Source organism: Stappia indica (assembly GCF_009789575.1).
GTDB classification, from domain to species: Bacteria; Pseudomonadota; Alphaproteobacteria; order Rhizobiales; family Stappiaceae; genus Stappia; species Stappia indica_A.
In genome coordinates this window covers 2,313,632-2,327,500 of the sequence record NZ_CP046908.1, presented here as the reverse complement: position 1 = coordinate 2,327,500, position 13,869 = coordinate 2,313,632, and the positions used below count along the sequence as shown (strand labels likewise).

12 protein-coding genes (1 of these 12 running past the window's edge) are annotated in these 13,869 nt (G+C 67.0%); 9 read left to right on the top strand and 3 right to left on the bottom strand.

Features of this window, described 5'->3' with window-relative positions; genetic code table 11:
* The 4 genes in view from GH266_RS10890 to GH266_RS10875 are tightly spaced (at most 16 nt apart) and all read left to right on the top strand, a layout consistent with a single transcriptional unit that may run on beyond the window.
* Window positions 1-218 carry the final stretch of a CbiQ family ECF transporter T component gene (locus GH266_RS10890; protein WP_158193929.1) on the top strand. The gene continues 421 nt to the left of window position 1, outside the view, so 218 of the gene's 639 nt are visible here — the last part of the coding sequence; the start codon falls outside the window, past its left edge; its stop codon occupies window positions 216-218.
* Between the two features lie 2 nt (window positions 219-220).
* Window positions 221-781: a biotin transporter BioY gene (locus GH266_RS10885; RefSeq protein ID WP_158193928.1), complete on the top strand. Its 561-nt coding sequence runs from the start codon at window positions 221-223 to the stop codon at window positions 779-781.
* A gap of 16 nt (window positions 782-797) precedes the next feature.
* Window positions 798-2,246, top strand: coding sequence for an AMP-binding protein (locus tag GH266_RS10880; protein ID WP_158193927.1), 1,449 nt, complete (start codon window positions 798-800; stop codon window positions 2,244-2,246).
* Window positions 2,215-3,345: a thiolase family protein gene (locus tag GH266_RS10875; protein ID WP_158193926.1), complete on the top strand. Its 1,131-nt coding sequence runs from the start codon at window positions 2,215-2,217 to the stop codon at window positions 3,343-3,345. The genes GH266_RS10880 and GH266_RS10875 overlap by 32 nt, the downstream gene beginning before the upstream one ends.
* Here the strand turns inward: GH266_RS10875 and GH266_RS10870 are convergent.
* Genes GH266_RS10870 through GH266_RS10860 form a run of 3 tightly spaced genes read right to left on the bottom strand, consistent with a single transcriptional unit; the run spans window position 3,342 to window position 7,686 of the window.
* Window positions 3,342-5,012 (bottom strand): CRTAC1 family protein, encoded by a 1,671-nt coding sequence (locus GH266_RS10870; protein ID WP_158193925.1) that lies wholly within the window; start codon window positions 5,010-5,012, stop codon window positions 3,342-3,344. The two genes, GH266_RS10875 and GH266_RS10870, sit on opposite strands and share 4 nt — an antisense overlap.
* Window positions 5,009-6,433: a cytochrome c family protein gene (locus GH266_RS10865; protein ID WP_158193924.1), complete on the bottom strand. Its 1,425-nt coding sequence runs from the start codon at window positions 6,431-6,433 to the stop codon at window positions 5,009-5,011. Before GH266_RS10865 ends, GH266_RS10870 begins: the two co-directional genes overlap by 4 nt.
* A 5-nt stretch (window positions 6,434-6,438) precedes the next feature.
* Window positions 6,439-7,686, bottom strand: coding sequence for an ROK family transcriptional regulator (locus GH266_RS10860; protein ID WP_158193923.1), 1,248 nt, complete (start codon window positions 7,684-7,686; stop codon window positions 6,439-6,441).
* Between the two features lie 306 nt (window positions 7,687-7,992).
* Here GH266_RS10860 and xylF point away from each other — a divergent pair, with 306 nt between their 5' ends.
* The 5 genes from xylF (at window position 7,993) to GH266_RS10835 (ending at window position 13,866) form a co-directional block, all read left to right on the top strand.
* Window positions 7,993-9,027 (top strand): D-xylose ABC transporter substrate-binding protein, encoded by a 1,035-nt coding sequence (xylF, locus tag GH266_RS10855; RefSeq protein WP_158193922.1) that lies wholly within the window; start codon window positions 7,993-7,995, stop codon window positions 9,025-9,027.
* A 122-nt stretch (window positions 9,028-9,149) separates the two neighbouring features.
* Entirely contained in the window at window positions 9,150-10,445 is a 1,296-nt protein-coding gene (locus GH266_RS10850) for a sugar ABC transporter permease (RefSeq protein WP_158193921.1), read from the top strand.
* A 24-nt stretch (window positions 10,446-10,469) separates the two neighbouring features.
* Complete coding sequence (locus tag GH266_RS10845; RefSeq protein ID WP_158196157.1) at window positions 10,470-11,234, top strand: ATP-binding cassette domain-containing protein; 765 nt, start codon at window positions 10,470-10,472, stop codon at window positions 11,232-11,234.
* A gap of 83 nt (window positions 11,235-11,317) precedes the next feature.
* Window positions 11,318-12,073, top strand: coding sequence for a trehalose-phosphatase (gene otsB / locus GH266_RS10840; RefSeq protein WP_199270503.1), 756 nt, complete (start codon window positions 11,318-11,320; stop codon window positions 12,071-12,073).
* Complete coding sequence (locus GH266_RS10835) at window positions 12,070-13,866, top strand: glycoside hydrolase family 15 protein (protein WP_158193920.1); 1,797 nt, start codon at window positions 12,070-12,072, stop codon at window positions 13,864-13,866. Before otsB ends, GH266_RS10835 begins: the two co-directional genes overlap by 4 nt.
* Window positions 13,867-13,869 lie beyond the last annotated feature (3 nt).

Here is a 13,869-nt window from a genome sequence, read left to right as displayed (position 1 = left end):
TTGCCATCCGGTTCACGCCCATGCTGATCGACGTCACGCGGCAACTCAACGAAGCCTATCGGGCGCGGTCCGGGCGAAACGGACATGTCAAACTTGTTGCACCGCTTTGCCTGCACGCCCTAAATGCCGCCGACCATGTCGCGGAGGCACTTGCGGCGCGGGGAGGAGCGGACGGCTGCCCACCCGAGGGCGCGGACCGAGGAAAGGACAAGGCTTGACGATGACCGCCGATCGCTCGCTGGTGCATATCGCCATTCATGTGGCCGTGATCTCGGCGCTCGGCTACTATCTGCCCGCCTTCACGACGCCGATCACCGGTAGCGTGCCGATCACCGCCCAGACCCTCGGCATCATGCTGGCCGGCGTCATGCTGGGACCGGTTCGCGGCGCCCTGGCCGTGCTGCTGTTCCTGCTGATCGTCGCGCTCGGCATGCCCCTCCTGTCCGGCGGACGCGGCGGCATCGGCGTGTTTTTTCTTCCCTCGGTCGGTTTTCTTGTCGGCTTCCCGGTGGCGGCCTTCGTCTGCGGACTTGTGATGCAGGCGCTGAAGCGTCGCCCGGTATTTCCCGCCGCGTTAGTCGCGTCGATGGTCGGAGGTATTCTGGCGCTCTACCCGCTCGGCATCCTGGGGATTTCGCTGGTCGCGGGAAAGCCGCTATGGGAGTCCGCGGTCGGCGCGCTGGTCTTTCTTCCCGGAGACATCCTGAAGTGTTTCGGCACGGCGCTGGTGGCCAGTGCGATCGAGCGGGGCCGCCCGGATGCGATCTTCTCCCGGCAATAGACACCCCGCGCCAGCCATGTCGTATGTGGGAGCAACGCTGGACCTGCTGGCGGGGCGCGAGCCAGACCGGGTCGCGCTCAGCGACGGCCGACATACGCTGACACGCGCGGAGCTCTTGGGCCATGTTGAGGCCTGCGAGGTCTTGCTCGCGCATAGGGGTGCGCCATACCGGGTGCTCGTGTCGACGGGCACAGCGGTGGCGGCGCTCTGCCGGCTCCTTGCTGCTGCACGCAGCGGCCGGGCGGCCGTCGTCGTCGATCCGGTTCACCTGGAACGGCATGGCGAGAGGCTTCGAAGGTCTCTCGCGCCGCTGTTCAGCGACTGGAACGAGACATCTCCCCGCGCCGCGATGCGGACGGAAGCGGCGGCGTTGCCGCGCAAACCGGAGCCGGATACGCCATTCTATATAGGCCTGACGTCAGGTTCGACCGGTCATCCCAAGGCCTTTCAACGGTCGCACCGGTCCTGGACCGAGAGTTTCCGTCTTGCCGACGAGGCCTTTGGACTTGGTGCCGACGAGCGGGTCCTCGTGCCGGGCGGGCTCGGGCATTCCCTGCATCTTTTCGGGGCGATCCATGCGCTGCATCGCGGCTGGCGGGTGGATGTCGTCCGCAGTTTCCAGCCCGCCGCCGTCTTGCGGCGGATGCAGGAGGCGGCGAGTACCGTGCTGGTCACCACGCCGACGCAGTTGCGCCTGCTGGCGATCGCCGGCGACAGGGAGGAGCTGCGGCTTGGCGCTCTCCGGCGGATCCTGATCAGCGGCGCGAAATGGCATGCGCGCGACCGGGCGCTTGTCGCCGCCGTGTTTCCGCAGGCTGAATGCCACGAGTTCTACGGAACGTCCGAGACCAGTTTCATTTCTCATCGCGGCCCGGCCGACAGCCTTGGCGAAGGTGTCGGCCGGCCGTTCCCTGGCGTCGAGGTCGAGGTGCGCGGACCCGAAGGATGCGCTCTTGGCCCGGGAGGGGAAGGCGAGATCTGGGTCCGCAGTCCGCTGCTGTTCGACAGCTATGTGATGGGCGACGAACCGATGACGCGAGCTGCGGCGGGCTGGCTGACCGTCGGGGACCGGGGCCATCTTGACGATGAGGGGCGGATCTTTCTTGCAGGCCGCGGCGGGCGGATGATCGTGACCTCGGGGCTCAATGTGTTTGCCGAGGAAATCGAGGCCGCACTTCTGGAGCATCCGGGCGTCGCCCAGGCCGCGGTTTTCGGGGTGCCGGACATCTTGCGCGGCGCGCGGATCGTCGCCGCGCTGCAGCCGGCGGGGCGGGCACCGGAGCAAGCGGACCTGCGGCGCCATTGCCTTGCAAGGCTCGAGCGGGCCAAGGTTCCCCGTCATTTTCATTTTGCCGATCACTGGCCGCTGACGCCGGGCGGCAAGCCGGATTTGCCGGCTCTGGAGGCTTGGGTCCGCGAGCAGGAGGAGGCCGATGCCGGCGTTTCTGGTCGCCGCGAGGCGTAGCGCCGCTGCGCCGATGGGCGGGGCGTTTGCGGCGCTGGAGATCGACGCGCTCGCCGCGCCGGTGATGCGCGCTTGCCTTTCCGCCGGCGGCGTGGATATTGTCGATGAGGTCTTGGCGGGAAACGCCCTCTATGGCGGGGGCAATCCGGCCCGGCGCGCCGCGCTGCTGGCGGGGCTTCCGGAACAGGTCCCCGCGCTCAGTCTCGACCGGCAGTGCTGCTCGGGTCTCGATGCGATCATTCTGGCCGCGCGCATGGTCGAGGCCGGGGCGGCCGACTGTGTGCTGGCCGGCGGGCTTGAAAGCTATTCTCGGGCCCCCCTGCGCATGCATCGCCCGCTATCTGCCGGCGAGCCACCGGTTGCCTACGACCGGCCGCCTTTCACGCCTTGGCCCGACCGCGATCCCGACATGCCGGAAGCGGCGGCACGGCTGGCAGAGCTTCGGGCGGTGCCGGAAGAGGCGCAGGCCGGCTTTGCGGTGAAGAGCCATGCTGCGGCGCGAGCTGCGGCCGAAACCGTGCGTGTTGCCGACGAGATCGTCGAGATCGCGGGGCTTGCCCGGGACAGCTATGCCCGCAGCCTGACCGTTGCCACCTGTCGCCGGTCTCGCCCGCTGGCCGGCCGGGCCGGACAGCGTGTGCTCGCCGCAACAGCGGCGGTCTCGGCAGATGCGGCGGCATTCGGGCTGGTGGTCTCGCACAGCTGGCTTGCGCGAAATCCATCCGTGCCCGCGTGCCGGATCGTTGCCGGCGGGGCTGCCGGCGGAGATCCTTGCCTGCCGGGGCTTGCCCCGGTCGAGGCCGCGCGAAAGGCGCTTTCCAACTCGGGGATCGACGTGGAGCGCCTTGCGGCAAGCGAGGTGATGGAGGCCTATGCGGTGCAGGCGATGGCCTGTATCGACGACCTCGGCCTTGATCCGGCCAGGGTCAATCGCGGCGGAGGGGCGCTTGCCCGCGGGCATCCTATCGGCGCATCGGGAGCGATCCTTGCCGTGCGGCTGTTCCACGAGTTGCAGCGCGAGCCCGCGGGCAGCTTCGGGCTTGCGGCGATTGCAAGTGCCGGCGGGCTCGGCTCAGCACTGGTCCTGCAACGGATCTAATCGCCGGTCTGGCGCGGCGGATACCAGTAGCGGGCACTTTCCTCGCCGCGCTCGATCAGTACGAACTGGTTGGCGAACACCCGGTAGCCGTGGCTCCAGTCGCCATCGGGCCAGCGCACCCGGATGACGGCCCGCTCGGCAACGCCAAGACCGACATGGACGAAGCCGGCCTGGCCGGACGCGTGGCCGCCGCCAATGCCGAGGTCGCGGGTGAGGCTGCGAGCGCCGACGCGGATGCTCAGCTTTGCGCCGACGGCATTGCGGTTCGGCCCGTCCTGCGACAGCGCGATGGCGATCCAGTTGCCCAGCGGCTTCGGCTTCTGGCTGCCATCGTCGCGGCCGAGATTGCGGAACAGGCTGACGGGCGCCGAGCGGTTCACGACCACGAGGTCGAGCAGCCCGTCCATGTTGAAATCGGCAAGGCCGGCGCCGCGGCCGCGGCGGTCGAGCGCAATGCCGGCTCGCTCTCCCTGTTCCGCGAAGCGACCGCTCCATTGCTGGATCAGCAGGTTGTCCGGGTCGAAGGCGGCAAAGTCCGGCATCGCCTCTACATTGCCCTTGGCAATGAACAGATCCTGAAGCGTGTCGTTGTTGACGTCCTGGAACTCGGCGTGCCAGCCGGTCGAGGGGCGCATGTCCTCGCCCGCGTAGGGGCGGTGCGCCGTCACGCCCTTGTCGAAGGCGATGTCGCGATAGACCGGCAACAGGTCGTCGCTCTCCTGGTCGATGGTCTGCAGCTTGGTATCGCCCATGCTGGTGAGGGCGTATTCGGGCAATCCGTCGCCGTCGAGATCCGTCGTGGCGATGCCCATTCCCCAGATCTTCAGATGGCGCCAGCCGTCGCTGCGACGATAGGGGCGCGGCGGCCGGCCGGGCGGCAATGCCCAGAGCTGCTCCTCGCCGCCGCGATAATAGTGCCGGTCGTTGGAGACGCGCAGCGCGGGTTCGCCGGAGCGGTTCCAGTCGGTGAACAGGAGCGAGAGGCTGCAATAACCGGGCGTCAGGGCAAATCCGTCCGAATAGTCTGGGGCGTTGCCGGCGCGCGGGCGGTGGAGCGCATTGTCGTCGCAAGTTCCCCAGGGCGAGCCGGGGGCGCTGCGGTCGACATAATTGCCGAAGGCGAGGGTGGGAAAGGCGAGGCCCTTCTCGAACACGGCGGCGAACCCGGTGGTCCAGCTACGCCCGCCATTGAACGAGAAGCGGCGGTTGGCCGGCTCGAAGCGGCACTCGCCCACCCCTCGCAGCAGCTGGTTCTCGCCGACCCGCAGCAGGGCCAGGTCCATCAGGCCGTCATTGTCGATGTCGAGCGGATAGGCGCCCGTCACCTGCTCCAGCAGACGCTCGGGGAGGCCGGTGTCGACCGGCTCGAACGACAGCTTCCCGCCTGCGGGCGAGGTGTTGCGATAAAGGGCGGCCCGTCCTTCGCCGCCTGCAAGGAACAGGTCGGGCCGGCGGTCTCCGTCGCAGTCGAAGATCGCCGTGCCGCCGCCCACGAAATACTCCCAAGGGCCCGAATAGGTGTGGTCGATGCCGGCCTGCCGCGCTTCTTCCGAAAAGCGGGGCACCGGAGCGGGTGCATCTTCTGCACTCGCGTTGGCGGCGAAGAGGGCGGTCAGCGCCGACGCGGCAAGGGCCACGGCGGGGCGGATCGGATGGCGGCCGGTCATTGCGCGATCTCCAGGCTCCGAAGGAAGGCGATGATCGCTTCCCGGTCCTCGTCCGGCAGGGCTTCATAGGCCTTGCGCGCCGTGCGGGCGTCGCCGGCATGGGCGCGAATGACCTCGTCGAGGGAGGTCAGGTCGGCGCGGTGGCCGTAAGGCGCGGTGGAGCCGGCGCCCCAGAGTTCGGCCGTCAGGAAGACGTCCCTGTCGACGAAGCGTTGCCCCAGCAGTTCGTTGCCGAGGGTGGGGTCCTGCACATCGGCGATGCGGTGACGCTTCAGGTCGCCGAAGAGCGGGACCAGAATGTTGCCGTCCGCATCGCGCGGCAGCGCCTTCACGAAGTCGAGCGCGGCAAGATCGATTTCGAGCGGCGCCTCGACATCCGCCTCGCGCAGCGTGCCGGCCGTCTCGATCGGCCCGGGATCGCGGAAGACGGCCGATTTCAGCGGCAGCGCCGGGATATGGCAAGACGCGCAACCACTTTCCGCAAAGAGGCTCTCCCCGCGTGTCGCCGCCTGCTGCCAGGCATCGGGCAGATCCTGCTTGCGGCTCGGCGCGGCCAGCGTCGCCTGCCACACCACCAGCGCGGTGACGTCGGCTGCGCCGATCTCGTCCCCGATGCCGTCTTCATCGAAATCGGGCGTTCCGGTCCAGGCGGTTCCGAAGCGTTCGATAGCCTGAATGCCGTGATGGTGGTTGAGCGCGTTCACCGTGAATTGCCGCAAGGAACCGAAGACGCCTTTCTGCGAGAACGGGCGCAGAACCAGATCCGCATCTATGCCCTCGATCCCCGACAGATCCAGACCGCCACCCGGATGGGCGGTGATCGAGCCGAAGGAAACGCCCTTGGTTTCGAGCCCGGCTGTTACCGCTGCGCCCGAATGCCGCGCCTGCTCCAGCGCCGTGTCGCGCAGGGATTGCAGATCGGCGGTCATCTCGCGGGCGAGAAGCTCGATGAGCCCTGCTCCTTGCAGGGCCGGCGACCCGCGTTCGTTGGAAAATTGCGGGTCGATCGTGTCGAAGTCGGCGCTCTCGAACCCTTCCGACACGAAGACATTGGCGGTGAAGGACGCGCCTCCGCCGACGACCGGCTCATGGTGGCAGGACGAACAGGAACTGGCATCGAGCCCTGCAAGACGCTGGAAGCGCAGATGCACCGGACGGCGGCGTTTGGTCGGAATGATGGCCTGTGTCGCCATCGGCCGGCCGGCGCCTTCTTCTACGAGAAACTTGCCGATGAACAGGCGCTCGCCGTGATCGCGCAGCACCATGATGCGTTCCTGCATGGGCAGTTGGGCAACGGCCTCAAGGTCGAGAGGCGCGCCGAGCACCTTCTCGCTCCATGGCGGAGTGCCCCCCGCCCCGGCAGATCCGCCGAGCACCAGCAGGGCGAGTGACGCCACGGCGGCAGTCTTCCAGCAGGGCATGCGGCCTATCCTCCCTGTGCCTCCTTCTGGCTGCCATACCCGGTGTCGGAGAACACCTCCGTGTCGAGGGCATGCAGCGCCCGCGCGACGGTGCCGCGCAGGATGAGATCCTCCTCCCAGGGGATCGCTTCGATTTCGACGCTGCCGCGCAGATCTGCCACCAGCGCCTCTTCAAGGGCGGCCAGTGCAGCCGCCTCCATCAGCGGATAGGCATCGGCTGCAGCTCCCGTGACGACGATGCGCCGCGGATCGAGCGTGGCGATCACCCGGGCGAAGGCATAGCCGAGGGCAGTGCCGCCGGCGTGAAAGGCATCGAGTGCGCCTTGCTCCCCGGCGTGTGCCGCAGCGATCAACTCGCGGATCGTCTCGCGCCCGACCGGCAGGCGGGAAGGCGGCGTCTGCAGGTCCAGCCCCCTTGCGTGCCGCAGCAGGGCATAGTCGCCGAGATAGGCCTCCAGGCAGCCGCGCCGGCCGCACCGGCAGAGAGACCCGCCGGGAATATGGTTGGCATGCCCGATCTCGGCCGCCGCACCGGTTTCACCGACGAAAAGCCGGTTGTTGACGAAAAGCCCCATGCCGACGCCGTAATCGACGAAGAGTACGGCAAAGGTTCCGCCGTAGCGCGCCGGGTCCGTGCGGTGCAGTGCCTCGGCGATCATGTTGGTGTCGTTGGAAAGCAGGCAGGGCACGCCGAAGGCGCGCGCGACCGGCGCCACCACCTCCACATGCCGGACGGCAAAGGCCGGCGACCAGGCGACCGTGCCGGCGCTGTCGTCGACGACGCCTTGCGAGGCAAGGGCAACGATCACCGGCGGCGGGCCCCCCAGTTCGTCGAGAAACCGATGCAGGCTGTCGATCAGGATCTGGCCGAACCCGTCGGCGGTGACGGCGGCGCTGTCGAAGGAGGCGACGTCCCGCCCGACCAGCCGGCCGCCATAGTCTGCCAGTGCCATCTCTATGGTGTTGACCGAGAGTTTCACGGCGAGCACGCGGGCGGCCGAGCCGTCGAGCGTCAGCAGGCTGCGCGGGCGGCCTCTCGCCCCTTTCTCGCGCTCCCGCTGGGCATCGTCATCGACGCCGGCAACGAGACCTTCGGCGATCAGATCGGAGGTGATCGAGGTGACGGTGGCGGGGCTGAGCTGGGTGACGCGGCCGAGATCGATGCGCGCCTGGGGACCCTTGCGCCGCAGGGCCTGGAGAACAACCGAGCGGTTCTGGCGCCGTATCTGGTCGCGGTCGGCCTTCTGCGTCATGCCCACACCAAAGCGTTCGTTTCCACCCAGACGGGAGCTGTGTCGCGCGCAAGGCATGGCCGTAGCCAGGGTTTACGCTCGCCGGGTGTTTTTGTCACGATCCCGGATCCTCGTCGAGAAACCATGTTGACAGGGGCTTTCGTTTGGAGCAACTTTTTTTCGGACGTCGAAAAAAATAAAATTACGCCGACGAACCAAAGCAAGCATCCTTCGGCCGGGGAGGCACAGGCCAGGGACAGCTTGCCTGATACATGATCCTTCGTTCCGCATTTGGGAGGAGCGGGGACAAATCGGAGGAAAGACATCATGCGCAGATTCTACCCGCTTCTGGCCGGAGCGCTTCTCGTTTCCGTTGCGCTGCCGATCCATGCACAGGCGCAGGACATCACCGTCGGCGTCAGCTGGTCGAATTTCCAGGAAGAGCGCTGGAAGACGGACGAAGCCGCCATCAAGGGCGCGCTCGAGGCCGCCGGCGCCGCCTATGTGTCCGCCGATGCCCAGTCTTCGGCTGCCAAGCAGCTGTCGGACATCGAGGCGCTGATCGCCCAGGGCGTCGATGCGCTGATCATTCTGGCGCAGGATTCCCAGGCCATCGGCCCGGCCATCCAGGCAGCTGCCAACGAGGGCATTCCGGTCGTCGGCTACGACCGCCTGATCGAGGACGACCGCGCCTTCTATCTGACCTTCGACAATGTCGAGGTCGGCCGCATGCAGGCTCGCGAGGTCCTGAAGCAGGCGCCGGAAGGCAATTACGTGATGATCAAGGGTTCGCCCACCGATCCCAATGCCGACTTCCTGCGCGGCGGCCAGCAGGAAGTCCTGCAGGCAGCCATCGATGCCGGCAAGGTCAAGATCGTCGGCGAGGCCTATACGGACGGCTGGCTGCCCGCCAATGCGCAGCGGAACATGGAGCAGATCCTCACCGCCAACAACAACGCTGTCGACGCGGTGGTCGCCTCCAACGACGGCACGGCCGGCGGTGCGGTTGCCGCGCTGACCGCGCAGGGTATGGAAGGCATCCCGGTTTCCGGCCAGGACGGCGATCACGCCGCGCTCAACCGTGTCGCCAAGGGCACGCAGACCGTGTCCGTGTGGAAGGATGCGCGCGAACTGGGCAAGGTGGCCGGCGAGATCGCCGTGGCGCTCGCCAAGGGCGGTACGATGGATGGCGTCGAGGGCGCGGGCAAGTGGACCTCGCCCGGCGGCGCGGAGCTGACCGCGCGTTTCCTGGCGCCGATCCCGGTCACCCGTGAGAACCTGTCGGTCGTGGTCGATGCAGGCTGGATCACCAAGGATGCCCTGTGCCAGGGCGTCAGCGGCGGCCCGGCTCCCTGCAACTGAGCCAGTCCTTCAAGCGATGACCCTGCTCCGGCCCAAGGCCGGGGCAGGGCGGCCGCTGATGGGTGACATCCGGCCGCGAGGGGGCGCAGGGAATGCGCCACCCTCCAAGCGGGAGCTTTTCCATGTCTGAGACCGTAGTCACCGGACCGAAGCCGCCGGCGACCAGATCGTTCTTCTCTGCGCTGCAGGTCGACACGCGCCTGCTGGGCATGATCGGCGCGTTCGTCGTCCTGTGCCTGGTGTTCAACGTGTTCACCGGCGGCAACTTCCTGACGCCGCGCAACATCTTCAACCTGACGATCCAGACGGTCTCGGTTGCCATCATGGCGACGGGCATGGTGTTCGTCATCGTCACGCGCCATATCGACCTGTCGGTCGGGTCGCTGCTCGCGACCGTCGCGGCCGTGATGGCTATGGTGCAGACGCAGGTGTTGCCGGCCGTCTTCGGCCTGGAACTCGGCCATCCGGCCATCTGGATCCTGGCGATCCTTGCCGGCGTCGTCGTCGGAACGCTGATCGGCGCTTTCCAGGGCGTGCTGATCGGCTATCTCGGCATCCCGGCCTTCATCGTCACGCTCGGCGGCCTCTTGGTCTGGCGCAACGCGGCCTGGTTCATCACCGATGGCCAGACCATCGGGCCGCTCGACGCGCGGTTCACGATGATCGGCGGCATTGGCGGCACGCTGGGCGAGTTGTGGTCGTGGATCTTTGCCGGTCTCGCCGTGATCGTGGCCGTCGCGCTGCAGTTCTCGTCGCGGCGGCGCAAGCAGACGCACGGCTTTCCGGTCAAGCCGATCTGGGCGGAGGTCACGCTCGGAGCCATCATTGCCGGCGCCATCGTCGGTTTCATCGCGATCCTCAACGCCTACGAAATACCGGCTCGCGTCCTGCGGCGCGACTTCGCGGCGCGCGGGCTGGAGGTGCCGGAGGGCTACACGGCGGCTTACGGCCTGCCCTACTCGGTGCTGCTGCTGATCGTCGTCGCCGTGTGCATGACGGTGGTCGCCCGGCGGACGCGGCTCGGTCGCTACATCTTTGCGGCCGGCGGCAATCCGGACGCGGCCGAGCTGTCAGGCATCAACACGCGCCTGCTGACGGTCAAGATCTTTGCGATCATGGGTGGCCTTTGCGCCCTGTCGGCGGCGGTTGCTTCGGCCCGCCTCGGTTTCTCCACCAACGACATCGGCACGCTGGACGAGCTGCGCGTGATCGCTGCGGCGGTCATCGGCGGAACAGCGCTGTCCGGCGGTATCGGCACGATCTACGGCGCCATCCTCGGCGCGCTGATCATGCAGTCGCTGCAGTCGGGCATGGCGATGGTCGGCGTCGACGCGCCGCTCCAGAACATCGTTGTCGGTGTGGTGCTGGTGGTGGCCGTGCTCGTCGATATCCTTTACCGCAAGCGCACGGGAGACTGAGCCATGGCAACTCCTCTCGTCCAGATGCAGGACATCTGCATCTCCTTCGGCGGCGTGCATGCGGTCGACCATGTCAGCGTCGACCTGCATCCCGGCGAGGTGGTCGGGCTGCTCGGCCACAACGGCGCCGGCAAGTCGACCCTGATCAAGGTCTTGTCCGGTGCCTATCGCGCGGACAGCGGCGAGATCCTGATCGACGGCAAGCGCGCGACGATCAACAGCCCGCGGGATGCCCGCAACTACAATATCGAGACGATCTACCAGACGCTGGCTCTGGCCGACAATCTGGATGCGGCGTCGAACCTGTTCCTCGGCCGGGAGATCGTCACGCCCCTCGGTTTCGTCGACGACGATGCGATGGAGGCCGAGACCCGCAAGATCCTCAGCCGTCTCAACCCGAATTTCCGCAAGTTCAAGGCGCCGGTGAAGGCGCTGTCGGGCGGTCAGAGGCAGTCCGTTGCCATCGCCAGGGCCGTCTATTTCAACGCCCGCATCCTGATCATGGACGAGCCGACGGCCGCGCTCGGCGTGCAGGAGACGCAGATGGTCTCCGAACTGATCAAGGAACTGAAAAAGCAGGGGCTCGGTATCTTCCTGATCAGTCACGACATTCATGACGTGTTCGATCTGGCGGACAGGGTCGCGGTGATGAAGAACGGCAAGCTGGTCGGCTCCGCCCGCACGCAGGACGTGACCAAGGACGAGGTTCTCGGCATGATCATCCTTGGCAAGTGTCCGGATGGGGCTGTCCCCGGGCCCGGGGCGTTCACGGATGCATCCGCTGCTTGATGCAGTGCGGCAAGGCGTCAGGAAGAAAGGCTTTTTCCGGGCCGGGACTTCTCATCGGGGGTGAGTTCCCTTAGGCTTTGCGCATGAACGCGCCACCGCCCGTGACAGACGATATCGCCCTGTTCCTCGATTTCGACGGAACGCTGGTCGAAATCGCCCGAACGCCCGATGCGGTCGAGGCCGGCCGGGCGACCATCGCGTGCCTGGAAGGGCTCGTCGAGCATCTCGGCGGGGCTCTGGCGATCGTCAGCGGTCGCCCGATCCATGAGATCGACCACTATCTCGCACCTCTGCGGCTTCCCTGCGCCGGCCTGCACGGGCTGGAAACCCGGCTGCATCCGGACGAAGACGTCGTGCGCGCGCCGGTGGCTCCCGAGATCGAGGAGCTGAAGGCTGCGCTTGCCGGCAGCGGCTTGCTCGGGCGCGGCGTGTCCATCGAGGACAAAGGGCCGGCGATTGCCGTCCACTACCGGATCGCGCCCGATTGCGAGCACGCGGTCCTGGAGGTGATGCAGGCCGCCGTCGCCGAGCTTCCCGACCTGCATCTCGTGCATGGCAAGATGGTGGTGGAGGCAAAGCCCGCCTTTCGCGACAAGGGCTGGGCGGTCGCGACCTTCATGGACCTTCATCCCTTTCGCGGCCGTACGCCGGTTTTCGTGGGCGACGACGTAACCGACGAGGACGGCATTCGCGCGGCCGAGTCCGTCGGTGGTTTCGGGGTCAAGGTCGGAACCGCCGACAGCCTTGCCCGTTTCCGCGTCAGCGACGTGAAAGGCGTTCGCGACTGGCTGGCTCTCGGCCTCCCGGCAAAGGTACTGGCAAGGACACCACATTCATGACGCTCGACCGCAAGGCTTCCCTCGATCTCGCGCTCATCGGCAACTGCTCGATTGCGGCGCTGGTCGACAGGATGGCGCGGGTGGTCTGGCTGTGCCTGCCGCGCTTCGACGGCGACCCGGTCTTTCATGGGCTTCTGGGCACGTGCAGCGACGAACGCGACGGGCTGTTCGCCATCGAGCTGGAGAACGCGGTCCGCAGCGAACAGTCGTATCAGGAGAATACGGCCGTCGTGGTGACGCGCATCTTCGATGATGCGGGCAATGCCATCGAAATCACCGATTTCGCACCGCGCTTCCAGACCAAGGGGCGCATGTTCCGCCCGACGGCGCTCGTCCGCCGGGTCCGCCCCCTGTCGGGCCACCCGCGGATCCGTGTGCGCTGCCGCCCGCGGTTCGACTATGGCGCACGCACCCCGGAGGTCACCTACGGCTCCAATCACATGCGCTTCGTCGGCAACGGCCAGACGGTGCGGCTGACGACCAATGCCTCGATCACCTATGTGCGCGACGAGACGCCGTTCCTGCTCGACGGGCCGGTGTCGTTCTATTTCGGCCCCGATGAAAGCCTGACCCATCATCCCGAGACGCTGTGCCGCGAGTTCGAGGAAGAGACGGTGCTGCACTGGCGGCTCTGGACCCGGCGCCTCGGCCTGCCGCTCGATTACCAGGAAGCGGTGATCCGCGCTGCGATCACGCTGAAGCTGTGCACCTATGAGGAAACGGGTGCGATCATCGCCGCGGTGACGACCTCGATCCCGGAAGCGGCGAACAGCGGGCGCAACTGGGATTATCGCTATTGCTGGCTGCGCGATGCGTTCTTCGTGGTGCGGGCTCTCAACTCGCTCTCCGAGATGGAGACGATGGAGAACTATCTCCGCTACATCAACAACATCGCCTCGATGACCGGCAGCGGCCACGTCCAGCCGCTCTACGGCATCGCGCTGGAAGACCGCCTGATCGAGACGACGGTGGACCTGCCCGGCTACCGGAACATGGGGCCGGTCAGGGTCGGCAATCAGGCGTACGAACATTTCCAGCACGACGTCTACGGCAATATCGTGCTCGGCGCCTCGCAGGCCTTCTTCGACAAGAGGCTCCTTCGCCAGCCCCGCGTCGACGATTTCGAGCGGCTGGAAGTGATCGGCGAGCGCGCCTTCGCCATGCACGATCAGCCCGATGCGGGACTGTGGGAGCTGCGCACCCGTGCGCGCGTCCACACCTCGTCCTCGCTGATGTGTTGGGCGGCCTGCGACCGGCTCGCCAAGATCGCGCGGCAGTTCGGCCGGAACGAGCGGGCCCTGCTCTGGCAGGAGCGTGCCGATACCATCCGCTCCGTGATCCTATCGCGCGGATGGAACCAGAACACCAACGCCTTTGTCGAAAGCTTCGAGGGGCGCGATCTCGATGCCAGCCTGTTGCTGATCGCCGAGGTCGGCTTCCTGCCGCCGCAGGACCCGCGCTTCATCGCGACGGTGGAGCGGATCGGCGAGACCCTTCGCCGCGGCAAGCATCTGTTCCGCTATCATGCCGCCGATGATTTCGGCGCGCCGGAGAACGCCTTCAACATCTGCACCTTCTGGTACATCGACGCGCTGGCGCGGATCGGCCGGAAGGAAGAGGCACGCGACATCTACGAGACGATGCTGTCCTGCCGGAACCATGTCGGCCTGTTGTCCGAGGACACCGATCCGGTGACCGGCGAGATGTGGGGCAACTTCCCCCAGACCTATTCGATGGTCGGTATCATCAATGGCGCCATGCGGCTGTCGGCCGGATGGGAAAGCCTCGTGTGACCT